This window comes from Streptomyces pyxinae (genome assembly GCF_024756275.1).
Taxonomy (GTDB): Bacteria; Actinomycetota; Actinomycetes; order Streptomycetales; family Streptomycetaceae; genus Streptomyces; species Streptomyces pyxinae.
Genome location: NZ_JANUGQ010000043.1, coordinates 1 through 25,657, shown reverse-complemented (window position 1 = coordinate 25,657; position 25,657 = coordinate 1). Strand labels below are relative to the sequence as shown.

The window sequence follows — 25,657 nt, the reverse complement described above, 5'->3', positions numbered from 1 at the left end:
GATGAACGCGGGCCGACAGGACTGATCAGGACTCGCCGGATCTGACAGGATGAGCGGCGAGCACAGAGTGTGAACAGCAGTGAGGAGAGCGCGGTGTCTGCGATGTCGGCGGGACGTCCAGCCCTGCGGATGGGACCCGCGGAGCTCGTACAGGCGGCGGCCATGGCCCGCCGCTTCTACCTGGAGGGCAAGTCCAAGATCCAGATCGCCGAGGAGTTCGGCGTCAGCCGCTTCAAGGTGGCCCGGGTCCTGGAGACCGCCCTCGAACGGGACCTGGTCCGGATCGAGATCCGGGTGCCGGCCGAGCTGGACGCGGAGCGCTCCGACGCGCTGCGCGCCCGCTACGGGCTGCGGCACGCCGTCGTGGTCGAGTCCCCGCCGGAGGGCGAGGACGAGTCGCCCGACCCGGAGAACCTGGGCGAGGTCGCCGCCGATCTGCTCGGGGAGCTGGTGACCGAGGGCGATGTCCTCGGCCTGGCCTGGGGCCGCTCCACCATCCACATGGCGGCCGCGCTGGACCGGCTGCCGCCCTGCACGGTCGTCCAGCTCACCGGGGTGTACGACGCCGGGACCGCCGAGCGCGGTTCGGTGGAGGCCGTCCGGCGGGCCGCCCAGGTCTCCGGCGGCGAGGCGCACCCGATCTACGCGCCCATGCTGCTGCCCGACCCGGCCACCGCGGCGGCGCTGCGCAGCCAGACCGGCATCGCCCGCGCCTTCGACTACTTCGACAAGGTGACCGTCGCCGCGGTCTCCATCGGCTCCTGGGAGCCGGGCATCTCCACCGTGCACGACATGCTCACCGACGAGGAGCGGGCGCACTACGCCTCGCTGGGCGTCGCCGCCGAGATGTCGGCGCATCTCTTCGACGCGGCCGGCCGCCGGGTCGGGCGCGATCTGGGCGAGCGGTGCATCACGGTCGAGGCCGACCGGCTGCGCCGGATCCCCGAAGTGGTGGCCATCGCGGGCGGCCAGCGAAAGGCGGCGGCCATCGGAGCCGTACTCCGCTCGGGCCTGGTCACCAGCCTGGTGACGGACACCTCGGCGGCCGACTACCTGCTCACCGAGTTCTCTCCGGGCCCGCGCCCGGCCCTGGAGCGCGCTGACCCGGACAACTGACCCGCGCCGGGCCCGTGCCCGCGCGCCGGGTCGCGACGGCCTGCGCCCCGGGCCCCGGCCCGCAACCCACGCGCCGGGTCGCGGGCCGTGCGGAACCGTCCGGGGGCCGCGCCGGAGCCGTTTTCCGCACCCGCACCCGCACCCGGAACCGTTTTCCGGACCCGGAGCCGGCTTCGGGGCCCGGGCCGGCCCGGAAACCCGGACCCGCCGCACAGCCCGGGTCCGGTCTCGGAGTACGGAACCCGGTTCCCGCCTCGGGCTCCCGGGCCCGGGACGCCTTGGAGCTTCGCACCAGGGTGTCGCGGACGCCCTGGAGCTTTCGCCCGGGGACCCGGCGCCCGGCCGCATGGGAGACTGAAGTACGTGCGTTTTCCCCCCGGCTGAGATGCCCGGGGGCCAACTCCGAACGACTGGATGTTCAGCACGTGCGTTTCCTCAATGACCTGAAGCCGCCGTACGACCTCACGTACGACGATGTGTTCATGGTGCCCAGCCGCTCGGCCGTGGGCTCCCGGCAGGCCGTCGACCTCTCCGCCCCCGACGGCAGCGGTACCACCATCCCGCTGGTCGTCGCCAATATGACCGCGATCGCCGGCCGCCGGATGGCCGAGACCGTCGCCCGGCGCGGCGGTCTCGTCGTCATCCCGCAGGACATCCCGATCGAGGTCGTCACCGACGTCGTCTCCTGGGTCAAGGGCCGGCACCACGTCCTGGACACGCCGATCGTCCTGCACCCCCACCAGACCGTCGCCGACGCGCTCTCGCTGCTGCCCAAGCGCGCCCACAACGCCGGTGTCGTGGTGGACGAGGAGCGCCGTCCGGTCGGTGTCGTCACCGACCGGGACCTCGCCGGGGTGGACCGCTTCACCCAGCTCTCCGAGGTCATGTCCCGTGACCTGCTGCTGATCGACGCCGGGATCGACCCGCGCGAGGCGTTCAACACCCTGGACCAGCGCAACCGCCGCTACGCGCCCGCCGTGGACAAGGAGGGCCGCCTCGCCGGCATCCTCACCCGGAAGGGCGCGCTGCGCGCCACCCTCTACACCCCCGCCGTCGACGACAGGGGCCGGCTGCGGATCGCCGCCGCCGTCGGGATCAACGGCGATGTGGCGGGCAAGGCCAAGCAGCTGCTCGACGCCGGGGTGGACACCCTGGTCATCGACACCGCCCACGGGCACCAGGAGTCGATGATCAGCGCCATCCGCACCGTCCGGGGGCTCGACCCGCAGGTGCCGATCGTCGCCGGCAACATCGTCGCCGCCGAGGGCGTCCGGGATCTCATCGAGGCCGGCGCGGACATCATCAAGGTCGGCGTCGGACCCGGCGCCATGTGCACCACCCGGATGATGACGGGGGTGGGCCGCCCGCAGTTCTCCGCCGTGCTCGAGTGCGCGGCCGAGGCGAAGAAGTACGGCAAGCACGTCTGGGCCGACGGCGGGGTGCGGCACCCCCGGGACGTGGCCATGGCGCTGGCCGCCGGTGCCTCCAACGTCATGATCGGCTCCTGGTTCGCCGGTACGTACGAGTCGCCCGGCGACCTCCAGCAGGCCGCCGACGGCCGGCTCTACAAGGAGTCCTTCGGCATGGCGTCGGCCCGCGCGGTGCGCAACCGGACCAGCGAGGAGTCGGCGTACGACCGCGCCCGCAAGGGGCTGTTCGAGGAGGGCATCTCGACCTCCCGGATGTTCCTGGACCCGGCCCGGCCGGGCGTCGAGGACCTGATCGACTCGATCATCGCGGGCGTCCGCTCCTCCTGCACCTACGCCGGTGCCGGCTCCCTGGAGGAGTTCGCCGAGAAGGCCGTGGTCGGCGTCCAGAGCGCCGCCGGCTACGCCGAGGGCAAGCCGCTGCACGCCAGCTGGAGCTGAGCCCGAGCCGCCGGCCGGGCGCCGGGCGAGCCGCGGCACCACTGGTGACCCGGGCCGCCCGGCTCCCCGCCCCGCGCCGGTTCCGGGGCCGTTCACGCCGCCCGGCGGGGGCGTCCCCGGAGCCGTACCGCGGGGCCCGGAGGCCTTACGCGAGCGGCCCGCAGCCGTACAGGCCGCCCGGGGCCCGAGGCGCGGGCGCCGGGGGCGCAGGAACGGCCGCCGATGCGGTACGGGCGGGCGCCGGGAGCGGCATCCCCGGGACCCGCCGCCGTACTGTCCCGGGGCCGTACGGATTCCGTCCCGAATTGATGCGCATGGCTTCGGCGAGACCGGGTAGACGCGCCGTGCGACCGTGCGGAACCGACACCGCACGGAGACGACAGGAGGGCCCCGTGTCCATGGCGACCACCATTCCGACCGGTACCGAGGCGGAGATCACCGGACTGCCGGAGGTGTCCGACCCGGCCGGGGTGGCCCCGAGGGACGCCAAGGAGCTCTCCCGGCGGTTCTTCGACCGGCTCGCGGAGCTGGAGGAGGGCTCCGAGGAGTACCAGTACGTCCGCAACACCCTCATTGAGCTGAATCTCTCCCTGGTCAGGTACGCGGCCGGGCGCTTCCGGAACCGGTCCGACCAGATGGAGGACATCGTCCAGGTCGGCACCATCGGCCTGATCAAGGCGATCGACCGGTTCGACCTGAGCCGCGAGGTGGAGTTCGCCACCTTCGCCATGCCCTGCGTGGTGGGCGAGATCAAGCGGTTCTTCCGCGACACGAGCTGGTCGGTGCATGTGCCCCGCCGGCTCCAGGAGCTGCGCATCGACCTCGCCCGGGCGACCGACGAGCTCTACCAGCGCCTCGACCGCTCACCGACCGCCGCCGAACTCGCCGCCCATCTGGGCCTTGACGAGGACGAGGTCATAGAGGGCCTGGTCGCCGCCAACGGCTACTCGGCCGGCTCGCTGGACCTGCCGCTCGACGACGGCGGCGACAGCGGCTCGGCGACCATCGGCGACCGGCTGGGCGCCCCCGACCGGGGACTGGACCTGGTGGAGAACGTCCAGGCGCTCAAGCCGCTGATCGAGCGGTGCGACGAGCGGGACCGGCTGATCCTGCGGATGCGGTACGTGGACGAGATGACCCAGGCCCAGATCGGGGCCGAGCTGGGCGTCTCCCAGATGCATGTGTCGCGGCTGCTCACCCGAATCACCAACCGGCTGCGCGAGGGACTGCTCGCCGTCGAGTGAGGCCTGTCGGACCGGCGTGTGGGGCGGGCGGGCGTGCGGTGGTTGCGTACGAGACCCCACGGGGCCGCCGCGGCGCGGGCCGCGAAGGTGACCGCAGCCCTGCCTCCGTGTCCGCTCGCTCGGGGCGGCCCGGGCGCCCGCCCCGGCCTCGTACTCCTCCACACCTCCGTATCCGGTACTCCCGCGTACCTCCGTTCCGTACCTTCGTGTCCGCCGGTTCCGCGTCCCCGGGGGTATGGGCCCGTGAACTCCTGAGCCCGACGGGCGCCGTCAGCCGGCGCCGGGCAGCGGGCGGGGCCACATCGCGCACACCGTCTTGCCCGCCGGGCGCGGCCGGACCTCGACCCGGCCGGCCAGCCGCTGGATCATCGGCCAGCCGAAGCCGCCGCCGCCCGCGAAATCGGGGGCGCGCTCCGTCGGCAGCTTCGTGCTGGAGTCGTCCAGCTCCACCATCAGCCCCTCGGGCTCGGCCCGCAGCCGCAACCGCCACCAGCCCTGGGTGTGCCGCAGCGCATTGGCGGTCAGCTCGGTCACGACCAGCTGCACGGCGGCGAGATCCGCCCAGGGGCAGTGGTCCGCCAGAAACCGGGCGGTCACATCGCGGGCCGAGGCGCTGTCACACGAGGGGGAATCCACGACAACCATGGGCAGCTCCTCTGTCATCACCGCTCGCTTACCCCGGCCCCCGGCGTTAACCACGCTCTTGCCCGGGTTCGGGTGCGATCCGCCGGACGGTGAGGGCGACCGTGTCGTCCGAGTGGAGCACCACACTGCGCACCTCCTCGGCGATGGCCGCCGGAATGCCCTCTATCGGCCGGTGCCGCACCCGCTGGGCGGCGCGGGCCAGCCGTACCTCGCCCTCGCGCGGGTCGCGTCTGCTCTCGGTGAGGCCGTCGGTGTAGAGGACCAGCAGATCGCCGCTGTCCAGACGGTCCCGCAGCAGGGCCTCGCTGCCGGGCAGCGGAAAGCCGACGCCCCGGCCACGCGCCTCCAGCAGCGAGGTGGCGCCGTCCTCCCGTACCAGCATGGCCGGCGGGTGGCTGCCGTTGGCCAGCACCAGCTCCCCGCTTCCCGGGTCGATGCGGACCAGCTGGACGGTGGCCATCAGCTCGTGGTCGAAGGTGGCCAGCACCTCGTCGGTGCGGGCCACGATCGACTCCAGGGCGTGTCCCTCCAGGGCCAGGGTCCGGACGGCGTGGGTGACGTTGAGGGCGCTGCGTGTGCTGGTCAGCCCATGACCCAGGGCGTCCACCACGGTGATGTGCACGGTGCCGTCGGGCAGCACGAACCAGTCGTAGAGATCGCCGCCGGTCGGGGCGTCCTTCTCGGCCGGCTCGTAGTGCACGGCCATCTCCAGTCCGGCCACCCGCACCGGCGGCGGGCGCAGCGCGTCCTCCAGCTGGCGCAGCATCCGCCCGTGCGCCTGGCGCAGCTGTTCGTCCCGCTCCTCCAGCTGGATGTAGAGGGCCAGCACCCCGCTGTTGGTCTCGGACAGCTCATGGGTGAGCCGCTGGTGGTCCTCGGCCAGCGCGTCGGCCCGGGCGAGCGCCTCGGCCAGCTCGGCCTCCAGCAGCTCCAGCGCGCCCGGCTCTTCGGTGCCGGTCCCGTCCGCCGGTGCCGGCAGTTGCCAGACGACGGCCGGGCCCGGCTTCCGCTGGGCGGGGAGGGGCAGACCCTCCAGGCCCTCCGCCGAGGGCTGGGCCGGTGCCTCGGGCAGCACCAGCCGTACGGTGAGGGCCGCCGCTCCGGCCTCCGCCCCGCTCTGGTGCGGGGGGTCGGCCTCCAGCAGCACCGGACGGCCCGCGGTCAGCTCGTCGGCGGCCACCCGGCTCGCGGAGAGCGTCAGCCGGTACCGCTCCTCGGCGGACACCCCCGAACGCTGGGCGAGCCGGTGCAGGGCGGTGCGCAGCCCGGTCAGGGAGCGGTGGGTGGTGGTGATCTCGGTCGTCATGTCTCTCTCCCGGCGCGGCGGCCGGCTGCGCCGGAGGCGGTGGGGGCGGTGAGGGCGGTGAGGGCGTGGAATGGGGCGCGGGCGTGCGGGCAGTGGTGGTGCCGTCCGTCAGGCCATGGGCATCAGCGCTCGTTCCAGTGGATCACGGTCACCGCGGTGCCCTCACCCGCGGTGCTGCGTACCTGGAACTCGTGCATGAGGCGGCGGGCGCCGCCCAGTCCGTGCCCGAGCCCGCCGCCGGTGGTGAAGCCGTCGGTGAGCGCCCGGTCCAGATCCGTGATGCCCGGGCCCCGGTCCCGGAAGGTGAGGCGCAGCCCCCGCTGTCCGGACCGGTGCAGTATCTCCATCTCCAGGGTGCCGCCGCCCCCGTACACATAGGCGTTGCGGGCCAGCTCACTGGCGGCGGTGACGATCCTGGTCTGGTCGATCAGGCCGAACCCCGCCTCGACCGTAGCGGCCCGTACCGCGTGGCGTACCGCGAGCAGGTCCTCCTCGGCGCCGACCGGGTGGTACGAGCCGGCCGCGGGGGCCGTCGCGGCGTCCGCCGTGGAGTCCGGACCGCCGCCGAGGGAGGTCTTCGGGCCGGAGGTGGCCTCCTGGCCGCCGGCCGGCTCTTCCCGCGGCTCATGACCGGCCGGCCCGGCGGGGCGGGCTCCCGTCCGCTGCCGTCCGCTGCCCCCGCCGCCTTCCGGAAGCCCGCTCGGCTCGTCCGGCTCGTGCGGCTCGTCCGGTCCGCCGGGGAGCGCGGCCCTCGGTGCGTCCCCGGGCCGGCGGACCGGCGCACCGGTGGGACCCGGGGCCGTCATACGGGCCCCGGCCGGGCGGTCGCCCCGTTCGCGATCACATCGCCGGTGGCCATCGCCGGCGTGGTCAGCTCGCCGGTGTTCACGGGCACCTCTCGCGGTCACGGCAGCGGATGGAAGGACTTCGCTCGTCAACTCACCTTTTTTATAGTCGAGTTGACCCGTCCATCCGCTGCTTTCGTTCAACGGCCGTTGGATCGTAGTGGCCGGGGGCGGCCGGAGGGAATCCGCCCCCGGTGGGCGGCGGAGGGCGATGGCCGGGGTGCCGGTCATCGCCCTCCGCCGCTCCCTCACCGTCCGGAGCGCGCCGTCGGGACGGACGTCCGCTCCGCCAGTACCCGCTTGGCGACCCGCAGCGCGTCGGATACGTCACGTGTGCCGGTTGTCACACACAAGGTGTAGGCGGTGTCGTCAAGTTGACGAGCGAGTTCCGGGGAGAGGGCCTTCGGGCCGCCGGATGCGGCGGTGGCGGTAGGGGCTGAGACCGCACCGACCGGGGCTTTCGCCGACAACTCCTCGTATCTGGCGATGAGTTTGCGCAGAACTGTCGGATGTGCCATCAGCACCGGGGGCCTCCAGAGAACGTTGTCACCGACCGATGGCGCCCCTACCCGGGAGCGGGCGTCTCATTCCGGGGGAGCCCCGACGGGTTCCGGACGGCCTCCCTCGCTACGGGCCGTCCGGGGCGCCCTGCGTGTCCGGTGCGTCCGGGCCGTCCGGCGCGCCCGGGCCGCCCGGCGTCCGTACCGCGCTCCGGCCGGCCAGTGCGGGGAGGCCCAGGTCCCGTACCGCCTCCGCGACCGCCGCCGCCAGCCGGGCGTGCCCCGCGTCGTCCGGATGCAGCCCGTCGGCCAGCCGCTCCGGGCCCAGTACCTCCCGGCCGGGCAGCAGCGCCAGCCGCCGGTCCCCGCCTCGGACCAGCTCCCGGACCGCCGCCTCCATCGCCTCCCGCAGCTCGGCCAGGGTGGCGCCCAGGGCGTTCGGCGTCGTCTCGGCCGCCGGGCGCAGCAGGGGCGACACCAGGAGCAGCGGGGTCTCCGGGTGCCCGCGCCGCACCAGCGCGACGAACGCCCGGACCGTCTCGTGGAGCAGCGGGGCGGAGAGCGGGACCGAGCCCCAGCAGTTGGTGCCGAACGCCAGGGTGATCAGCTCGCCGTCGAGTGCGGCCAGTTGCTGGGCGGTCGCGAGCTCGCCCCGGGCGCCGCCCGCGTACCCCAGGTTGACCGGGTCGAGGCCCAGCGCCCGCCCGGCGACGGCCGGCCAGGCATGGGCGGGCCGGGTCGACCACCAGCCCTCGGTGATCGAGTCGCCGTGCACCAGCCAGCGGGGCAGCGGCGGGGCCGGCTCCACGTCACCGCCGACCGCCCGCACCCCGAGGATCACCGGCGCCAGGTGCTCCGGGGGATGGACGGCGTACGGGCCGGGGCCGGGCGGCAGCGCGATGGTGACGACCGACTCCCCGGCCGGGCCGCCCAGCACCTCCCGTACGCACCGGTCGCCCTGCCACAGGGCGAAGCAGTGCGCCAGCTCCCGCAGCGGCTCGGCCCGGTCGGGCAGCCCGGCGCGGTAGCGGATCTCCACGGCACGGGTGCCGGGCGAGGCGGTGAACTCCAGCCTGACCCCCACGGGCAGCTGGGCCCGCTCGGTGGTGTCCCACGGCAGCCGGGCCGAGTCGAGCGGGTCCGCGCGCAGCGCGGCGCCCTTGTCCAGCCACGCGACACCGCGCAGGAACGGCACCGGATCCAGCCAGCCCATACGGGGCCTCCCTCCATCGAGTCCAGCGGTCCGGCGAGTCCGTCAAGATCCGCCCGGTGGGTCGCCCGGTATCTGCCCGGGATCCCGCCGGGCAAGCCCGGGACCGGCCGACGCCTCTCCGGGGCCCTCCGGCCGACCGCGGTGTCCGCCGCGGGGTCCCGGCACGCCCCGTCGGCCACCTGTGGGAAACGCCGTCCGAGGTCATCGGAATAAGGGCTGCCGAGCGGGGCAGCAGCCCCGGGTGCGGAATCTTCCGGCCGGAAGATCCTCCGCCCGGAGCGGAGATCGCACGCGTACCCCCTCCGGGGCTCGGCATCACCCTCGATGTCTCATTTCGTGCGATGGAGCGCAATATTTCCCCGCGTGGGGCCCGCACGCGCAATGATCATCCGTTGATGCGCAACAATGATGCATTACGAGCGCGAACCATGCCCCTTAGGCTCCTCCCCATACCAGGAGTGGCGGCGACCGCCGGCTCGGCGGTTCCCCTTCCTTCGCGGGATGTGTCTGCAGGCCCGCGCGCCGCCGCGGGTCGCCTCCGTCCGACCCCGCAGTGATGAAGGAGCCACCCCAGTGCTGGACCACGGCGCAGCCCCGCCCGCCACCGAGCCGCCATCCGCGCCCAAGACGTCGGTGCTCTCCGCCCTCGTCCGCCGCAAGCCGGTGGAAGCCCTGGTCGCGGAGGGTGGGCACGGCGAGGGCGGCACCCTCCGCCGCTCGCTCTCCATGTGGCAGCTGACCATGATCAGCATCGGCGCCACCCTCGGTACCGGCATCTTCGTCGTCCTCGGCGACGCCGTTCCGCAGGCCGGTCCCGCCGTCACGCTCGCCTTTGTGATCGCGGGTCTCACCGCCCTGTTCTCCGCCCTCTCCTACGCCGAGCTGGCGGGCAGCATCCCGGTCGCCGGCTCCTCGTACTCGTACGCGTACGCAACGATGGGCGAATTCGTCGCCTGGGTCTGCGGCTGGTGCCTGGTGCTGGAGTACGGCGTGTCGGTCGCCGCGGTCGCCGTCGGCTGGGGCGAGTACCTCAATGAGCTGCTCGACGGGACCATCGGCGTCACCATCCCGGACGTGCTCTCCTCCGCCCCGGGCGAGGGCGGGCTGTTCAATCTGCCCGCGCTGATCGTCGTCCTGCTCGCCATGGTGTTCCTGCTCGGCGGGGCCAAGGAGTCCGCCCGCGCCAACACGATCATGGTGATCGTGAAGATCGCCGCGCTCGTCCTCTTCTGCGCCATCGGCTTCATGGGCTTCAAGTCCGGCAACTACTCCGACTTCATGCCGCTGGGCACCGCGGGCGTCAGCGCTGCCGCCGCCAGCCTCTTCTTCTCGTACATCGGCTTCGACGCCGCCTCCACCGCCGGCGAGGAGGCCAAGAACCCGCAGCGCGACCTGCCCCGGGCGATCATGCTCTCGCTGGTCATCGTCACCGGGCTGTACGTCCTGGTCGCGGCGGTCGCCGTCGGCGCCTGGAACTGGAAGGACTTCGAGGGCTCCGAGGCCACCCTCGCCGCGATCATGAACTCGGTCACCGGCCAGTCCTTCTGGGGCACCCTGCTCGCCGCCGGTGCGGTGATCTCCATCGCCAGCGTCGTGCTGACCGTGCTCTACGGCCAGACCCGGGTGCTCTTCGCCATGTCGCGCGACGGGCTGGTCCCCAAGGTGTTCGGCAAGGTCCACCGGAAGAGCGGCGCCCCGCGCGTCAACACGATCATCGTCTCGCTGTTCTGCGGCATCCTCGCCGCCGCCTTCCCGCTCGGCGAGCTGGTCAACGCCACCAGCATCGGTACGCTCTTCGCCTTCGCCCTGGTCAACGTCGCGGTGATCGTGCTGCGCCGGACCCGTCCGGACATGCCGCGCACCTTCCGGGTGCCGGTGGGCTGGCTCTTCCCGATCCTGGGCTTCGCCTTCTGCGTCTACAACATGTTCAGCCTGGGGCCCATCACCTGGGTGGTCTTCGGTGGCTGGATGGCCGTGGGTCTCGTGTTCTACTTCAGCTACGGCATGCGCCGCTCCCGATTGGCCACCGCAGAGAAGTGATCCACCCCCTGTGCGACTGAACGACCTCGACGAACGCATTGTCCACGCCCTTGCCGAGGACGCCCGGCGCAGCTACGCCGACATCGGCTCCCTGGTGGGGCTCTCCGCCCCGGCCGTGAAACGGCGCGTGGACCGGCTGCGGGCCGAGGGCGCGATCACCGGGTTCACCGTACGGGTGGACCCGGCCGCCCTCGGCTGGGAGACCGAGGGGTTCATCGAGATCTACTGCCGTCGCAACACCTCCCCGGAGGCCATCCACCGGGGTCTGGAGCGCTATCCGGAAGTCGTGTCCGCGTCCACCGTCACCGGGGACGCGGACGCGCTCGTCCAGATCTTCGCCGCCGACATGCGCCACTTCGAGCGGGTGCTGGAGCGGATCGCGGGGGAGCCCTTCGTGGAGCGCACCAAGTCCGTGCTGGTGCTCTCCCCCCTTCTCCGCCGCTTCTCCTCCGGCCCGCCCGCCTGACCCACCGGGGCGCCGGTACGGCGGTACGGCGGCGGCACGGCACCCGCCGGTACCGGGCGGGGCCCCGTCGTCACCGGCCGGTACCGGGCGGGGTGGCGTGGCCCGTCTGCGCTCGCGCGGCGGGAGGCCCAGGGCCGAGCGGAGGGTCACGCCGTACCGGGTGCGGAGGTGACGGATCTCCCACGGCGACAGCGCCGTCACCGACAGTGGGCCGCCGAGCGAGAACGCCCAGAGCACGGCGGGCGGGGCCGCCAGGTCGGCGTCGTCGAAGAGCTGGACGCCGAACAGGGTCCACACGAGCAGCGGCGAGACCAGCGCGGGCGGCAGCCGGTGGACGTCGCCGAGACGGAAGCAGCCGTTCAGGCCGACGACCGCCGTGATGAGGGCGAAGCACACCACGGCGACCAGCACGAGCACGCAGGGCGCCGATGAAGAACAACACCATGATCAGCAGCCCGAGCAGTACGCCGTGATCGCCCACGTCCGCGGTGGAGACGATGTCCCCGTCCAGGGCGCGCAGCATCAGCCAGGCCACGCCCACGCCGAACGGCGGGACGGCCAGCGAGAGCGCGGGACCACCGAGCCGGCGGGCCGTACTCGGCCACCCGAGTCGTGCTCGGCCCCCGGGGCGCATCCGGTATCCGGGGCTCCGGCGCCCGGGACGCATCCAGTCACCCGGTTGGTGCTCGCCCCCGGGACGCGTCCGGCCACGCCGCCACACCGACGGCGGTTGACGGCGCAACGAATCGCCGCTGAACAGGTCAGGTGCGCAACGAAGCGACGGTCGGTCCGCAACGGTCGTGCCTTGTCGGGAGGGAAGGCCGGACCGTACCGTTTTGGTCGGCTTCCCACTCCTTCGGAAGCGCCTCGCCGGCCCCTCCGGCACTAGAGGTCACCCCCCGCCCCAGCCCACTCCCCGACGAGGTACGCCCATGCCGCCGCTGCGCACCGCCCTGCTCCAGAGCTCCGGTCGTCCCGGTGACGTGGCGGCCAACCTCGCGGCCCTGGACGAGGCGGCCGGGCGGGCCGCCGCCACCGGGGCCGGGCTGCTGGTGGTGCCCGAGATGTTCCTCACCGGGTACGCCATCGGGGACGGCGTCGCCCGGCTGGCCGAGCCCGCCGACGGGCCCTCCGCCGAGGCGGTCGCGGCGCTCGCCGTCCGGCACGGTCTGGGCATCGCCTACGGCTACCCGGAGCGCGACGGCGACCGGGTGTACAACTCAGCCCAGCTGATCGGCCCGGACGGCACCCGGCTCGCCAACTACCGCAAGACCCACCTCTTCGGCGGCTTCGAGCTCGGCGCCTTCACCCCCGGCGACCAGCCGGTCGTGCAGGCGGAGCTCGGCGGGCTGCGGGTCGGCCTGATCATCTGCTACGACGTGGAGTTCCCGGAGAACGTCCGCGCCCACGCCCTCGCCGGCACCGACCTGCTCCTGGTGCCCACCGCCCTGATGCACCCGGCCGAGATCGTCGCGGAGTCCGTGGTGCCGGTGCGCGCCTTCGAGAGCCAGCTCTACATCGCGTACGCCAACCGGATCGGCCAGGAGGGCGAGTTCGAGTTCGTCGGCCGCTCGGTGCTGGCCGGGCCCGACGGGGCCGCCCGCGCCCGGGCCGGCCGCGGCGAGGAGCTGATCACCGGTGACGCCGACCCCGAGCTGCTGACCGGGTCGCGCCGGGAGAACCCCTACCTGGCCGACCGCCGGCCGGGCCTCTACGCCACGCTCGGCTGAGCCCGGTCCCGAGCCGGACCACCGGCCGCCCGGCCCCGCCGCCTTCCCTGCCCCACCTCACCCCCCGTGCAAGGAGTCCGTACCCCATGACGTCCACGGTGCCCAACGCCGTCCAGCACACCGACGCGCAGCCGCCGATCACCATGTTCGGTCCGGACTTCCCGTACGCCTACGACGACTTCCTCGCCCACCCGGCCGGCCTCGGCCAGATACCGGCGACCGCGCACGGCACCGAGGTCGCCGTGATCGGCGGCGGGCTCTCCGGCATCGTCGCGGCGTACGAGCTGATGAAGATGGGCCTCAAGCCGGTCGTCTACGAGGCCGACCAGATCGGCGGCCGGCTGCGCACCGTCGGCTTCGACGGCTGCGACCCGTCGCTGACCGCCGAGATGGGCGCGATGCGCTTTCCGCCGTCCTCCACGGCGCTCCAGCACTACATCGACCTGGTGGGTCTGGAGACCAGGCCGTTCCCCAACCCGCTGGCCGAGTCCACCCCCTCCACCGTGGTGGACCTCAAGGGCGAGTCCCACTACGCCGAGACCATCGACGACCTGCCCCAGGTCTACCGGGACGTGGCCGACGCCTGGGGCGCCTGTCTGGAGGAGGGCGCGGACTTCTCCGACATGAACCGCGCCATGCGGGAGCGCGATGTCCCGCGCATCCGGGAGATCTGGGCCCAGCTGGTCGAGAAGCTGGACAACCAGACCTTCTACGGCTTCCTCTGCGACTCCGAGGCGTTCAAATCCTTCCGGCACCGGGAGATCTTCGGCCAGGTCGGCTTCGGCACCGGCGGCTGGGACACCGACTTCCCCAACTCCATCCTGGAGATCCTGCGGGTCGTCTACACCGAGGCCGACGACTTCCACCGGGGCATCGTCGGCGGCTCGCAGCAGCTGCCGCTGCGCCTCTGGGAGCGCGAGCCGCGGAAGCTGGTCCACTGGCCGGTCGGCACCTCGCTGCGGTCGCTCCACGAGGGCGAGCCCCGGCCCGCCGTCACCCGGCTGCACCGGGTGGCCGACAACCGGATCGTGGTCACCGACGCGGCCGGCGACATCCGTACGTACCAGGCGGCGATCTTCACCGCCCAGTCCTGGATGCTGCTCTCGAAGATCGCCTGCGACGACTCGCTCTTCCCCATCGACCACTGGACGGCGATGGAGCGCACCCACTACATGGAGTCGTCCAAGCTGTTCGTGCCGGTGGACCGGCCGTTCTGGCTGGACAAGGACGAGCAGACCGGGCGGGACGTCATGTCGATGACGCTCACCGACCGGATGACCCGGGGCACCTATCTGCTGGACGACGGCCCGGACAAGCCGGCCGTGATCTGCCTCTCGTACACCTGGTGCGACGACAGCCTCAAGTGGCTGCCGCTCTCCGCCAACGAGCGGATGGAGGTCATGCTGAAGTCGCTCGGCGAGATCTACCCGAAGGTCGACATCCGGAAGCACATCATCGGCAACCCGGTGACGGTCTCCTGGGAGAACGAGCCCTACTTCATGGGCGCCTTCAAGGCCAACCTGCCGGGCCACTACCGCTACCAGCGGCGGCTGTTCACCCACTTCATGCAGGACCGGCTGCCCGAGGACAAGCGGGGCATCTTCCTCGCGGGCGACGACATCTCCTGGACCGCCGGCTGGGCGGAGGGCGCCGTGCAGACCGCGCTCAACGCGGTGTGGGGCGTGATGCACCACCTCGGCGGCGCCACCGACCCGACCAACCCCGGTCCCGGGGACGTCTACGACGAGATCGCCCCGGTGGAACTTCCGGAGGACTGACGGACGTTGGGGAGTGGGGCGGACACACTCGTGTGCGAGCGGTCGCGAGCGATCAGCCGCACGGTGTGAGCGGCGTGAGCAGCATCCGCCCCACCAGACCCACGGAGCGGTCGAGGCGTTCGGTGAACTCCTCGGCCAGCTCCGGCAGCCGGCGCAGCTGCCACAGCGACCGGGCCGCCAGCCAGGCGCCCTCCCGGGCCCGGTCCAGGCTCCAGCAGCCCAGCAGATGAGTGAGCGGGTCCGCGACCTCCAGCAGGTCGGGGCCCGGCATCAGTTCCTCCCTGACTCCCTCCTCCAGCAGCATCAGTACGTCTCCGACCCGGTCGAACGCGCCCTCCAGATCGGCTGGTGCACAGCCGAGCGCCAGGCAGGTGTCCACCACCGCCAGCGCCAGATCGTGCCCGATGTGCGCGTTGATCCCGGCCAGCGCGCACTGCAGCGGGCGTACGCCGGGATGGCGCCGGTACTGGAAGAGCGGACCCCAGCAGGCCGGAGGCCGCCCGCCCGCCGCCACCGTGTCCACCGCCGCCAGATAGCGCGCCGCGAACCGCACGTCCAGGGCCGCGGCGGTCCGCCGGTCCGGGAAATCGCCCCCGTCGATCCGCCGGCCGAGCTCCTCGGTGACCGTGAGATAGACCCGGTTGAAGACCGCCACCCCGTCGCCGGCCGGCCACTCCGCGCCCAGCTCCCGCATGCGCGCCACCATCGCGCCGACCGACTCGACGCCGGCCGGCTCCGCGCCGACCGACTCGGCGTTCACCGACCCCGCGCCGACCGACTCCCCGCCGAGCGCGCCGGGTGTGCCGGGCTCCGTCACCGGGTCAAACCCGATCAAGCTGCCTCGCTGTGTCATGGAGGCAGCGTCCCAGCCGGTCCGCCCGCCACGCGGTCATCGCGCCGGGCTTCCCCGGAACGAGGGAACGGCGGAAAATGGCCGAAACGGGAAGCGCCCCGGCCGCGCGGTGCCATCCGCCCGGGCGGGGCGCCCGGTGCTCAGCCCAGCTCGTAGGCGAACCGGATCCGGTGGGTGCCGTCCTCCTCGACCACCAGCTCGCCGGAGCCGGAGATCCCGGCGAGCTCCCCGGTGCCGCTGCCGGGGACCAGGACGAAGAACTCGTCACTGACCCGGGGGCCGAGGCTCGACTTGGAGTGGGCGAAGTTGAACGTGCCCGACCGGCCGTTCAGGGTGCCCTCGAAGGACTCCATCGCGACATAGGTGCCGGACTGGGTGGCCGGGTCGTAGGCGCCGGTGAGCAGAGTGGTGGAGCGGCCGGTCACCTCGCCCTCGTACCGCTTCTCCATGGTGGAGACGCCCACCGGCAAGGCGGTGTCGACCGGGGGCGGGGGCGGTACCGGGGCGGGGTCGGCCGGGACGAACGCATGCACGGTGAAGATGCCGGAAGCTCTCATGGCACCGCATCGTAGGCGGCGCCACTGACAATGCCCGCCGACCACGACCGGCGGCACTCACCGGCCACCGGCGATCACCGGCCACCGGCAATCACCGATTACGCCCGACGGCGGCCGGCAACAGCGACGGCGGCCGGCGGCTACAGCGACGGCGACGGCCCGGTCCGCGCGGATCGCGCGGACCGGGCCGTCGCCGGGGCCGAGACCGGGGGCAGGGGGTCAGGGACGGTCGTCGGTCCGGTGCTCGGCGCCGTGGTCGCCCTCGTAGGAGCTGGTGCCGGAGTCGAGCAGGGGCTCCTGCTCCTTCATATGGGCCGGGGCGAAGGCACGCAGCACGTGGTAGCCGGTGATGACGACGATCGTGCCGAGCGCGATGCCGCCGAGCTGGAAGTTGTCGGTGAACTTCAGGCTCACCCCGCCCACCCCGATGATGACGCCCGCGGCCGCCGGCACCAGGTTGAGCGGGTTGCGCAGGTCCACTCCGGCGTTGGTCCAGATCTGGGCGCCGAGCAGACCGATCATGCCGTACAGGATGACGGTGATCCCGCCGAGCACCCCGCCCGGTACGGCGGCGACGACCGCGCCGAACTTGGGGCAGAGCCCGAAGAGCAGCGCGAAGCCGGCGGCGGCCCAGTAGGCGGCGGTGGAGTAGACCCGGGTGGCGGCCATGACGCCGATGTTCTCGGAGTACGTGGTGTTGGGCGGGCCGCCCACGGCGGTGGAGAGGATCGAACCGGCGCCGTCGGCGGCGATGGCGGTGCCCAGCTTGTCGTCCAGCGAGTCCCCGGTCATCTCGCCGACCGCCTTGACATGCCCGGCGTTCTCCGCGATGAGCGCGATCACCACGGGCAGCGCGACCAGGATGGCGGACCACTCGAAGCTGGGCGCGTGGAAGGACGGCAGCCCGATCCAGTCGGCCCGGCCGACGCCGGAGAGGTCCAGCCGCCAGTGGTCGACCGCCTCGGCGCCGCCGGCCGGGGAGTGGATCCGGCCGAAGACCAGGTCGAAGACCCAGGAGATGCCGTAGCCGAAGACCAGCCCCAGGAAGATCGCGATCCGGGACCAGAAGCCGCGCAGACACACCACCGCCAGCCCGGTGAAGAGCATCACGAGCAGCGCGGTCCACTGGTCCTGCGGCCAGTAGGTGGAGGCCGTCACCGGGGCCAGATTGAAGCCGATCAGCATCACCACGGCGCCGGTGACCACCGGGGGCATCGCCGCGTGAATGATCCTGGCCCCGAACCGCTGGACCGCCAGCCCGGCCAGGAACAGCACCACGCCGACGGCCAGTACGGCTCCGGTGACGGTCGCACTGGTGCCGCCGGTCGCCCGGATGGTGGCGGCCACGCCGACGAACGACAGCGAGCAGCCCAGATAGCTGGGCACCCGGCCACGGGTGGCGAGCAGGAAGATCACGGTGCTGATGCCGGACATCATGATCGCGAGGTTCGGATCGAGCCCCATGAGTACCGGAGCGACGAAGGACGCGCCGAACATCGCGACCACGTGCTGGGCGCCGAGCCCCACCGTGCGCGGCCAGGAGAGCCGCTCGTCCGGCCGGACGACGGCGCCGGGAGCGGGTGTTCGTCCGTCGCCGTGCAGGGTCCAGCGCACGCCGAGGTTCATGGGGGTCGCTCCAGTTCTCCGGGGTTCGGCCGGGCATCGATTTCCGGCCGTAAACAGATCAGCGACATGGTAATGCGACTTCTGTACGGGTTCCGTCCCCCGGCCGTCCGACCACCCCGGTTCAGGGAGCCCCTGTTCGGGGCGCGAAAGCTCTGAGGGTCGCGTCGACGAGGGAGTCGGCGTACGCGGCGGTCAGCGGAGCGCCGCGGTGCAGCCATCGCTGGAAGAGCGGAGCGTAGAGCACGTCGAGGACCAGGTCGAGATCGGCGCCGGCGTCGAGCTGGCCGGCTTCCTGGGCGCTGCGCAGGCGTGCTTTCTTCGCCTTCTCCAGCGGCTGGGCCAGCCTTTCGCGGTACTCGGCCGCCAGTGCGGCGTCGTGAGCGATCTCGGTGGTGAGGGCGCGGATGAGCCTGTCGAAGGCCGGGTCGGCGAACTCCTCGGCCGTGGCACGCATGACGAGCTTGAGGTCTGCCCCGAGGTCGCCGGTGTCCGGCAGCGCGACCGACTGATCGTCCGCGTCCTCGCTCAGGGCCAGCAGGGCGGCGAAGACGACCGCGCTCTTCGACGGCCACCGCCGGTAGATCGTCTGCTTGCCGACGCCGGCCCGGGCGGCGATGGCCTCGACCGTGACCTTGTCGTACGCCTCCTCCGCGACCAGGGCACGGGTGGCCGCGAGGATCGCCTGCCGGGACCGTTCCTTGCGCCGGGAGTGGTCCGGCCCCTTCTCGTTCTCGTGGGACATGCGAGCAGCCTATCCCAGAAAGGAAACAAGACGGTCCGTATTGCTTGGAGTCGGAAGGTGCTCTAGGGTGCGAGTAATCGAGACGGCTCGTCTCCTTTACTGAGAGTGAGAATCCATGACGAAACCGAGAGTCTGGTTCATCACCGGTGCGTCCCGGGGCCTGGGCAGGGCTTTCACCGAGGCCGCCCTCGCGGGCGGCGATCGGGTGGTGGCCGCCGCCCGCGACGTCGAGCCCCTGGAGGAGCTGGCCGGGAGGCATCCCGGCCGCCTGGTCCCGCTCTCACTGGACGTGGCCGACCGCCGGGCCGTGTTCGACGGGGTGGAGCGGGCGGCAGCCGCGTTCGGCCGGCTGGACGTCGTCGTCAGCAACGCCGGCGGAATGCTCTACGGCATGGTGGAGGAAGCCACCGAGGAGCAGATCCGAGCGCATATGGAGGTGAACTTCTTCGGCGCCGTGTGGGTGGCCCAGGCGGTCCTTCCTCACTTGCGCGCCCAAGGCGGGGGACGGCTCCTACAGGTCACGTCGATGGGCAGCGGCGGCGGCATGGCCACCGTCGGCTTCTACGGCGCGGGCAAGGCCGCGCTGGATTCGGTCAGCGAGGCACTGGCGATGGAGGCCGCGGGGTTCGGCGTCAAGGTCACCGTCGTGCAGATGGGCGGCTACCACACCGGTCTGTTCACCACCGGTACGACGGCCACCGAACCCCTGCCGCAGTATCAGCCCCTGCGTGCCGAGATGGAGGCGATGTGGGGCGACGCCGTCGGCCCGGAGCCGGAAACCGCCGCCCCGGTCATCATGGAGCTGGCCGCACTGCCGGACCCGCCCCGACGGCTGATCGTCGGCAGCCAGTCCTTCGACCACGTCCAGGAGATGGGCCGGGACCGAGCGGAGCTGTACCGGTCCTGGGAGCACCTCAGCCGTATGGCCCCCGGCTGATCGTGTCCCGCGCCACCCGCGTTCCCGTTCCCGTCCTTCCCTTCGGAGAAGCGGACGGTGTCAGCCGCGGCGCTCCGGGGCGGTGGCCGGGGCGGCGCGGGCGGCGGACCGGGGGCGGGCGCGCAGCACGGCGGCACCGGCCACCAGGCCGAGGGAGAGCAGGGTGACCAGGCCGAAGGAGACGGTCAGCGAGGTCAGGCCGGCCACCCCACCGATGGCCGAGGGGGCGATCAGGCCCGAGGTGTACGTGATGGTGGCGACGCCGGCGATGGCCTGGCTCGGGTTCGGCCCGCTGCGCCCGGCGGCGGCGAAGGCGAGCGGCACGACCACCGCCACGCCCAGGCCCATCAGTCCGAATCCGGCCAGCGCGACGACCGGGTGCGCGGCCGCCACCACCAGGGCGCCGCCCGCCGTGGCCGCGAGGCCCCCGGCGCGTACCGTCCGTACGGCCCCGAACCGGTCCACCGCCCGGTCGCCCATCAGCCGGGCGACGGCCATGGTGAGGGCGAAGGCGGTGGTGGAGCCGGCCGCCAGACCGGGCGAGGTGTCCAGTACGTCCCGCAGATACACCGCCGACCAGTCGAGCCCGGCGCCCTCCGCGAAGACGGCGCAGAAGCCGACCGCGCCGATCAGCAGCGCCGACCGGGGCGGCAGCGCGAACCGGGGCGGCGGCTCCTCGTCCGGGGCGCTGCGCAGATCCAGTACGCCTCCGCAGCAGGCCAGCCCCAGGGCGGTGAGCACCAGTGCGGCGAGCAGATGGTGCAGCCGGGCGTCGCTGCCCAGATGGGCGGCGAGAGTGCCGGCCGCCGAACCGATCAGGGCGCCGACGCTCCACATCCCGTGCAGCCCGGACATGATCGATTTACGCAGCCGGTTCTCCACCTCCACGCCCAGCGCGTTCATCGCCACATCGGACATGCCGGAGGTGGCCCCGTAGACGAAGAGCGCCGCACAGAGGAGAAGGATGTCCGGCGCCAGGGCGGGGAGGGCCAGCGACAGGGTCCACAGGGCGAGCAGTCCGCGCAGCGCGGTCCTGGCGCCGAAGCGATGGCTGATCGCGCCCGCCAGCGGCATCGCGAGCGAGGCGCCGAGCGCCGGGAAGGCCAGCGCCAGGCCGAGCTGACCGGGGCTGGCCCCGGTGTGGTCCTGGATCCAGGGGATCCGGGTGGCGAAGCTGCCGGTCACCGCCCCGTGGACGCAGAACACCCCGGCGACGGCGAGCCGTGCCCGCCGCAGCTCTGCCGGTCCGGACTCCGCCGTGCCCGTCACATGCCCTCCCGGCCTGTTGTGTGTCCGCCGTGCCGCCCGTCACCCGGAGCCGCGCCGCCCCACCGCTCCGTCGTCCGCCAACTGCCGCCCGGACGCTGCCGTTTGCTGTACGCCGGCCTCACCCCGATTATCGCGGGACCGGCCGCCGGACCGGTATGGCGCCCGGCCACCGGGCGACCCCGCCGAGCGGTGACGGGTGTACGGGGAGGCTGCCGGGCGGGCCCCGCCGGCCGGCGGCCTCCCCGGGAAGGGGCGGCCCGCCGGGTGCCGCACGGACCGGCCGGCCCGCTACGCCCGGCCGAACCGCTTCCGCAGGTACTCCTCGAAGGTGACCGTGCCGACCGCCCGGTCCGGGGCCAGATGACCGCCGCTCCGGAAGGCCCGGTAGGTCCGGCCGGCCAGCGGCAGGGAGAGCAGCTTGCGGCTCCGGCCGGTGGCCCGGAGATAGGCGCGGGCCAGCTCGGGGAGGGCGAGCACCTGGGGGCCGGCCATGTCGGGCACCCGGCCGGCCGGGGCGCCCGCCGCCAGCTCGGCCAGCCGGCCGGCCACCTCGCGCACCTCCACCGGCTGATCGCTCAGCCCGGCCGGCAGCACCATCACCGCCGGGGTCTTCGCCAGCACTCCGAGCACGCTCACCACCAGCTCGTGGAACTGGGTGGCGCGCAGGGTCGTCCAGCCGAGCCCGGACTCCTCGACCAGCCGCTCCACGGCCAGCTTGGACCGGTAGTAGGAGTACGGCACCCGGTCGACGCCGACGATCGAGATGTAGACCAGGTGCCCGACCCCGGCCCGCCGCGCCCCCGCGATCAGGTTGCGGGCCGCCTCCTCGTCCCCGCCGGCCGGGGAACTGGCGCAGTGCACCACGGTGTCCACACCGGCCAGCGCCCGGTCGAGACCGGCGCCGGTGCGCAGATCGACCGCGTACGGCCGGCTCTTCCGGCTCAGCACCCGCACCTCGTGTCCCTCCGCGCGCAACCGCTCGGTGACATGGCTGCCGAGGGTTCCGGTTCCTCCGGTCACCAGAATCGTGCTCATGGTCGGCTCCTTCCGTCGCGATCCGGGCCGGTTCTCCGGTGGTACGGGCCCGTCACGGCGGAGAACCGGTGGGCCGGCCGGAATGTGACAGCTGGCGGGCGGCGAAGGCCAGCTTCGCCGGATTCACCACCGCGTGCATCCCGGTGATCGTCCACGGGCCGGCCTCGGCGGAGGTCTCGAAGGTGATCGTCCCGACGAGCGTGCCGCCGTCCAGGGCCAGCAGCGCGGCGGCGCCGTTGACCTCGGCCGGGACCAGCTCCAGACGCGCGGCGAAGCCGTCGAGCCCGCCCGCGAGGAAGCGCAGCACCTTCTCCCGGCCCAGGATCGGCCGGCGCGCCGCCGAGACCACGCCGCCGCCGTCACTGGTGTAGGTCACCCCGGCGGCCAGCAGCTTCTCCAGACCGGCCAGATCGCCCTCCCGGGCGGCGGTGAGGAACGACTCGACCAGCCCCCGGTGCTGCTCCACCCCGGCCACCGGCCGGCCCCCCGATACGGCCGCCCGGCGACCGTGCGGCCCGCCGCCCGATACGGCCGCCGCTCGGCCACCACCCGGACCGTCACCCGATACGGCAGCCCGGCCACCGTCCGGCCCGTCGCCCGGTACGGCGGCCACCCGCTCACCACCCGGCCCGTCGCCCGGTACGGCGGCCACCCGGGCGGCGGCCCGCCGGTACAGCTGGCGGGAGTTGGCCTCGCTGACCTCCAGTACGGCGGCGATCTCGCGGTGGCTGTACGCGAACGCCTCGCGCAGCACGTACACCGCCCGCTCCACCGGGGTCAGCCGCTCCAGCAGAAGCAGCAGCGCCAGCGAGACGGCCTCCCGCCGCTCGGCGGACTCCAGCGGCCCGGGTGCCCCGAACGGCCCGAGCGGTCCCGCCGTGCCGTCGCCGGTGAGCACCGGTTCGGGGAGCCAGGGACCGGGATACTCCTCCCGGGTGGCGCGGGCCGAAGTGAGCCGGTTGAGGCAGAGGTTGGTGACGACCTTGGCGAGCCAGGCGGCCGGGTGGGCGATGGCCGCCCGCTCCGCGCCGTTCCAGCGCAGATAGGCGTCCTGCACGGCGTCCTCGGCCTCCTGGGCGGAGCCCAGCATCCGGTAGGCCAGCCCGAACAGCCGTGGGCGGTGGGTCTCGAACTCGACGGCGAGCGCTTCGGTCACCGCGCCAGCCTGCCACGACGGCCGGACCCCACGGGGTGCGGGGCCCGGCCGTCGTCGCGGAAGGGGCGAAGGGGGCCCGGCGGCGGCAAGGGCCGCTCGTTCGCCGCCGGGCCCCTCGGCGGCCCCTGCCGGGTCAGCAGACGCCGAGGTCCTGCCAGACACCCCACTGGCCGGTGGCGCCGGGCGTCTCGCCCTTCGTCCACCACTTCGCCTTCCAGGTACGGGACGCGTGGGAGACCGTGGTGCCGGCGCCGTACTCGGCGGTGGCGCTCCAGGCGGGCGCGGCGCAGGCACCCGGCGCCGGCACGGTCGGGTCGGGCGACGGGCCGGGACCCGGGCCCGGCCCCGGGCCGGTTCCGGTGCCGGGCTCGACCACCTTGGTGCCCCGGGCCAGGTCCCCGGCGAGCGCGTAGGTCTTCCCGCCGAAGGTGACGGTCCAGTTGGACGGCGTGGAGACCGGCAGGTAGTAGACGAAGTCCAGCTCCACCGAGGCGCCCGGGGCCAGCGTCTGCCAGGCCGGCAGCTTCAGCGACACCCGGTGGTAATCGCCCTTCAGCCCACCGGCGTTGGGGCCGGTGTGGTCGCTGCGCAGCACCGTGGTGCCGAAGCCGGACTGGTCCTTGGCGTTGCCGGGCGCGGAGGTTCCGTGGTCGAACTGGAACTCCGTGCCGCCGGGCAGCGGCGTCCTGGTGTTGTTGGTGATCCGAAGCTTGGGACTGATCGGGTAGTTGGAGTCCCCGAGCGGGAACTGCCCGAAGTCCACGGCCACGTCGACGGCCTCGGCGGGCAGCGCGGTGGTGGCGCGCCGGGCGCCGTACGGGGCGGCAGACTTGAACTTCTCGTACATCGCGGTGGTCAGGGTGTCGCCCGTCTCGTACTGCCCCTTGGCCGCGTTCCAGCCGTAGTCGCCGGCCAGTTCCCAGACCATGGTGCCGCCGATGCCCCGGTCGACCACATAGTCGGCCTTGGCCCCGACCGACTGCTCGTCCTCGGTGGAGAGGAAGACCTTCTTCTCGGCGTTCCACAGCCAGGGCGCGGCCAGGGTGGCGTCGTACTTGCGGACGTAGCTGCCGGTCAGCTTGGTGCCGGCGGCGAAGCCGTACCGGGCGAGATAGTCGCCGGTGACGCCCTTCTCCAGGTTCTTGGCGTGCCACATCGGGTTGGAGCCGGCCGGGGACTCCTTGCCGGCGGTGTCCTTGTCGTGCCAGAGGTTGTCGATGCCGGTGGCGCCGTCCCCGCACTTGGTCAGCCCCGCGCCCGCCGGGCAGTCGCTCGCGGGCGCCCTGCCCCACAGCCCGTCGGTGCCGCCCTGCACGTTCTTGAAGCCGCGGGTGTAGTACGGCAGGCCGATGTTGATCCGGCCGGCCGGCATCGAGCCCCGGAAGTAGTGGTACGCCCAGTCGGTGTTGAGGTAGCCGATGCCTCCGTACTGGGAGGTGGAGTAGACGCCGGCGGCGGCCAGTTCGGAGTCCTTGCCGTCGTCGAAGAGCGAGGCGTTGGGGCCGACGTACTCGTTCCAGGCGCCGTGCAGGTCGTAGGACATGATGTTGACGTAGTCCAGGTACTTCTGGACCTGGAAGGTCTCCATCCCGCGCAGCAGATAGCCGGAGGAGGGTGCGGCGACGGTCAGCAGATAGTGCCTGCCGTCGGCGGCACCGGCCCGGTCCAGCTTCTCCCGCAGGGTCTTCATCAGGGCGGCGTACCCCTTGACCAGGCCGGCGCGGCGGGCGTTGGCGAGCCCCCAGTCCAGCGGGTTGCCGGCGTCCTTCATGGTGGTCGGGTACTCGTAGTCGACGTCCACGCCGTTGAAGCCGTACTTCTTGACGAACGCCACCGCCGAGTCGGCGAAGGTGTCGATCCCGGCCTGGTTGACCGAGCCGTCGGCGTTGGTGGCCGTCGAGTAGAAGCCGCCGGAGTTCACCCGGGTGCCCGTATCGTCGAAGTGGCCGCCGGTCTCGGCCCAACCGCCCACCGAGATCAATGTCTTGACGTTCGGGTGCTGCTTCTTGAACTTGCTCAGCAGATTGAAGTGGCCTTTGTAGGGAAACGCCGGGTCCATCTCCGCGCCCGCGACGCCCGGCCAGGTCATCCCGGTCGCGGCGTTTCCCGGGCCGTCCGTTCCGACGGAGAGCTTGTTGCCGGAATCGATGTGCCCGAAGGCGTAGTTGACGTGGGTGACCTTGTCCCAGGGGATGTCGGAGGCGAGGTAGGCCGGGGTGCCGTCCTTGCCGGTGCGCCAGCCGGTGAAGTAGCCGATGACCCGGCGCTGGTGGTCGGCGCCCATCTTCTCGCGCCCGGCGGTGTCGTACACCGAGCAGTACGGGACGTCGACGCCGGGCGTCCGGTAGAGGCCGTCGGGACGACAGGTCTCGTGGTCGGTGGCGGCGTACGAGACGCCGCCGGAGAGCGAGCCGAACAGCAGCGCGGCGACTGCGGCGCCGGAGGCGAGCAGGGCGGCTCTGCCGCGGACGAGGGAGGGCACGGTTCCTCCTGGCAGGGGTGGGGGAAGCGCCGCGGCGGGCGGCGGCGGGGACCGGGGCGGGACGGGCTGAGCGGTGGGGCGCTGCGGGCCCCGGTGTGCGCACACCGGCGGGGCCGCACTCCGGGGAGGTGACGCAGAGATTAAAAGGACTAGACCAAAGCGTCAATAGGTCTGTACCAATCGGCTGCCCCGGGCAACCGGTCCGGCCCCGGGCAACCGGTCCGGCCCCGGGCAACCGGTCCGGCCCCG

The 25,657-nt window shown here is 72.9% G+C and carries 21 protein-coding genes; 8 read left to right on the top strand and 13 right to left on the bottom strand.

From position 1 onward, the window contains the following. Positions 1 to 69: 69 nt before the first annotated feature. The 3 genes from NX801_RS29745 to NX801_RS29735 all read left to right on the top strand — a co-directional run bounded on the left by NX801_RS29745 (position 70) and on the right by NX801_RS29735 (position 4,228). Positions 70 to 1,116 (top strand): sugar-binding transcriptional regulator, encoded by a 1,047-nt coding sequence (locus NX801_RS29745; RefSeq protein WP_258791071.1) that lies wholly within the window; start codon positions 70 to 72, stop codon positions 1,114 to 1,116. 425 nt (positions 1,117 to 1,541) lie between these two features. Further along, on the top strand, positions 1,542 to 2,984 hold the full coding sequence (locus tag NX801_RS29740) for a GuaB1 family IMP dehydrogenase-related protein (protein WP_258791070.1): 1,443 nt from the start codon (positions 1,542 to 1,544) through the stop codon (positions 2,982 to 2,984). Between the two features lie 398 nt (positions 2,985 to 3,382). Continuing rightward, on the top strand, positions 3,383 to 4,228 hold the full coding sequence (locus NX801_RS29735) for an RNA polymerase sigma factor SigF (RefSeq protein WP_258791069.1): 846 nt from the start codon (positions 3,383 to 3,385) through the stop codon (positions 4,226 to 4,228). Between the two features lie 270 nt (positions 4,229 to 4,498). Here NX801_RS29735 and NX801_RS29730 read toward each other — a convergent pair whose 3' ends face one another. The 5 genes from NX801_RS29730 to NX801_RS29710 form a co-directional block, all read right to left on the bottom strand. Beyond that, the gene (locus NX801_RS29730) at positions 4,499 to 4,873 is read right to left on the bottom strand and encodes an ATP-binding protein (protein ID WP_258791068.1); all 375 of its coding nucleotides are present in this window, start codon (positions 4,871 to 4,873) and stop codon (positions 4,499 to 4,501) included. A gap of 46 nt (positions 4,874 to 4,919) precedes the next feature. Next, positions 4,920 to 6,179, bottom strand: coding sequence for a PP2C family protein-serine/threonine phosphatase (locus tag NX801_RS29725; RefSeq protein ID WP_258791067.1), 1,260 nt, complete (start codon positions 6,177 to 6,179; stop codon positions 4,920 to 4,922). Between the two features lie 122 nt (positions 6,180 to 6,301). Next, entirely contained in the window at positions 6,302 to 6,985 is a 684-nt protein-coding gene (locus tag NX801_RS31095; RefSeq protein ID WP_428986268.1) for an ATP-binding protein, read from the bottom strand. A 287-nt stretch (positions 6,986 to 7,272) separates the two neighbouring features. Beyond that, the gene (locus NX801_RS29715) at positions 7,273 to 7,542 is read right to left on the bottom strand and encodes a DUF5133 domain-containing protein (RefSeq protein WP_258791079.1); all 270 of its coding nucleotides are present in this window, start codon (positions 7,540 to 7,542) and stop codon (positions 7,273 to 7,275) included. 109 nt (positions 7,543 to 7,651) lie between these two features. Beyond that, positions 7,652 to 8,737 (bottom strand): GDSL-type esterase/lipase family protein, encoded by a 1,086-nt coding sequence (locus tag NX801_RS29710; RefSeq protein ID WP_258791066.1) that lies wholly within the window; start codon positions 8,735 to 8,737, stop codon positions 7,652 to 7,654. 573 nt (positions 8,738 to 9,310) lie between these two features. On the opposite strand from NX801_RS29710, the gene NX801_RS29705 reads away from it, so the two are divergent. The 4 genes from NX801_RS29705 (at position 9,311) to NX801_RS29690 (ending at position 14,751) form a co-directional block, all read left to right on the top strand. Then, positions 9,311 to 10,777: an amino acid permease gene (locus NX801_RS29705; RefSeq protein ID WP_258791065.1), complete on the top strand. Its 1,467-nt coding sequence runs from the start codon at positions 9,311 to 9,313 to the stop codon at positions 10,775 to 10,777. Between the two features lie 10 nt (positions 10,778 to 10,787). Further along, complete coding sequence (locus tag NX801_RS29700) at positions 10,788 to 11,243, top strand: Lrp/AsnC family transcriptional regulator (protein ID WP_258791064.1); 456 nt, start codon at positions 10,788 to 10,790, stop codon at positions 11,241 to 11,243. Between the two features lie 932 nt (positions 11,244 to 12,175). After that, positions 12,176 to 12,973, top strand: a complete 798-nt coding sequence (locus NX801_RS29695; protein ID WP_258791063.1) for a carbon-nitrogen hydrolase family protein — start codon at positions 12,176 to 12,178, stop codon at positions 12,971 to 12,973. An 86-nt stretch (positions 12,974 to 13,059) separates the two neighbouring features. Then, positions 13,060 to 14,751, top strand: coding sequence for a flavin monoamine oxidase family protein (locus NX801_RS29690; protein WP_258791062.1), 1,692 nt, complete (start codon positions 13,060 to 13,062; stop codon positions 14,749 to 14,751). A gap of 52 nt (positions 14,752 to 14,803) precedes the next feature. On the opposite strand, the gene NX801_RS29685 is transcribed toward NX801_RS29690, so the two are convergent. The 4 genes from NX801_RS29685 to NX801_RS29670 all read right to left on the bottom strand — a co-directional run bounded on the left by NX801_RS29685 (position 14,804) and on the right by NX801_RS29670 (position 18,529). Beyond that, the gene (locus NX801_RS29685; RefSeq protein ID WP_258791078.1) at positions 14,804 to 15,457 is read right to left on the bottom strand and encodes a DUF5995 family protein; all 654 of its coding nucleotides are present in this window, start codon (positions 15,455 to 15,457) and stop codon (positions 14,804 to 14,806) included. 287 nt (positions 15,458 to 15,744) lie between these two features. Next, complete coding sequence (locus NX801_RS29680; protein WP_258791061.1) at positions 15,745 to 16,161, bottom strand: DUF3224 domain-containing protein; 417 nt, start codon at positions 16,159 to 16,161, stop codon at positions 15,745 to 15,747. Between the two features lie 219 nt (positions 16,162 to 16,380). Then, positions 16,381 to 17,787: a uracil-xanthine permease family protein gene (locus NX801_RS29675; RefSeq protein WP_258791060.1), complete on the bottom strand. Its 1,407-nt coding sequence runs from the start codon at positions 17,785 to 17,787 to the stop codon at positions 16,381 to 16,383. Between the two features lie 121 nt (positions 17,788 to 17,908). Continuing rightward, positions 17,909 to 18,529, bottom strand: a complete 621-nt coding sequence (locus NX801_RS29670) for a TetR/AcrR family transcriptional regulator (RefSeq protein WP_258791059.1) — start codon at positions 18,527 to 18,529, stop codon at positions 17,909 to 17,911. Between the two features lie 115 nt (positions 18,530 to 18,644). Between NX801_RS29670 and NX801_RS29665 the strand changes: the two genes are divergently transcribed. Continuing rightward, positions 18,645 to 19,466, top strand: a complete 822-nt coding sequence (locus NX801_RS29665) for an SDR family NAD(P)-dependent oxidoreductase (RefSeq protein ID WP_258791058.1) — start codon at positions 18,645 to 18,647, stop codon at positions 19,464 to 19,466. Between the two features lie 60 nt (positions 19,467 to 19,526). Here NX801_RS29665 and NX801_RS29660 read toward each other — a convergent pair whose 3' ends face one another. From NX801_RS29660 to NX801_RS29645, 4 genes are all read right to left on the bottom strand, one after another. Continuing rightward, entirely contained in the window at positions 19,527 to 20,735 is a 1,209-nt protein-coding gene (locus NX801_RS29660; protein ID WP_258791057.1) for an MFS transporter, read from the bottom strand. Positions 20,736 to 21,023: 288 nt separating this feature from the next. Then, a complete protein-coding gene (locus NX801_RS29655) occupies positions 21,024 to 21,770 on the bottom strand; it encodes an SDR family oxidoreductase (RefSeq protein WP_258791056.1) in 747 nt (248 codons plus the stop codon). A 52-nt stretch (positions 21,771 to 21,822) separates the two neighbouring features. After that, complete coding sequence (locus NX801_RS29650; protein WP_258791055.1) at positions 21,823 to 22,926, bottom strand: sigma-70 family RNA polymerase sigma factor; 1,104 nt, start codon at positions 22,924 to 22,926, stop codon at positions 21,823 to 21,825. A gap of 133 nt (positions 22,927 to 23,059) precedes the next feature. After that, positions 23,060 to 25,408 (bottom strand): chitinase C-terminal domain-containing protein, encoded by a 2,349-nt coding sequence (locus NX801_RS29645; protein ID WP_258791054.1) that lies wholly within the window; start codon positions 25,406 to 25,408, stop codon positions 23,060 to 23,062. Between the last annotated feature and the right edge of the window lie 249 nt (positions 25,409 to 25,657).

Excerpts from the sequence above, each read along its gene's own strand:
- NX801_RS29735 (WP_258791069.1), top strand. The coding sequence starts at position 3,383 with ATGGCGACCACCATTCCGACCGGTACCGAGGCGGAGATCACCGGACTG.
- NX801_RS29730 (WP_258791068.1), bottom strand. The coding sequence starts at position 4,873 with ATGGTTGTCGTGGATTCCCCCTCGTGTGACAGCGCCTCGGCCCGCGAT.
- NX801_RS29725 (WP_258791067.1), bottom strand. The coding sequence starts at position 6,179 with ATGACGACCGAGATCACCACCACCCACCGCTCCCTGACCGGGCTGCGC.
- NX801_RS31095 (WP_428986268.1), bottom strand. The coding sequence starts at position 6,985 with ATGACGGCCCCGGGTCCCACCGGTGCGCCGGTCCGCCGGCCCGGGGAC.
- NX801_RS29715 (WP_258791079.1), bottom strand. The coding sequence starts at position 7,542 with ATGGCACATCCGACAGTTCTGCGCAAACTCATCGCCAGATACGAGGAG.
- NX801_RS29710 (WP_258791066.1), bottom strand. The coding sequence starts at position 8,737 with ATGGGCTGGCTGGATCCGGTGCCGTTCCTGCGCGGTGTCGCGTGGCTG.
- NX801_RS29695 (WP_258791063.1), top strand. The coding sequence starts at position 12,176 with ATGCCGCCGCTGCGCACCGCCCTGCTCCAGAGCTCCGGTCGTCCCGGT.
- NX801_RS29690 (WP_258791062.1), top strand. The coding sequence starts at position 13,060 with ATGACGTCCACGGTGCCCAACGCCGTCCAGCACACCGACGCGCAGCCG.
- NX801_RS29685 (WP_258791078.1), bottom strand. The coding sequence starts at position 15,457 with ATGGTGGCGCGCATGCGGGAGCTGGGCGCGGAGTGGCCGGCCGGCGAC.
- NX801_RS29680 (WP_258791061.1), bottom strand. The coding sequence starts at position 16,161 with ATGAGAGCTTCCGGCATCTTCACCGTGCATGCGTTCGTCCCGGCCGAC.
- NX801_RS29675 (WP_258791060.1), bottom strand. The coding sequence starts at position 17,787 with ATGAACCTCGGCGTGCGCTGGACCCTGCACGGCGACGGACGAACACCC.
- NX801_RS29670 (WP_258791059.1), bottom strand. The coding sequence starts at position 18,529 with ATGTCCCACGAGAACGAGAAGGGGCCGGACCACTCCCGGCGCAAGGAA.
- NX801_RS29665 (WP_258791058.1), top strand. The coding sequence starts at position 18,645 with ATGACGAAACCGAGAGTCTGGTTCATCACCGGTGCGTCCCGGGGCCTG.
- NX801_RS29655 (WP_258791056.1), bottom strand. The coding sequence starts at position 21,770 with ATGAGCACGATTCTGGTGACCGGAGGAACCGGAACCCTCGGCAGCCAT.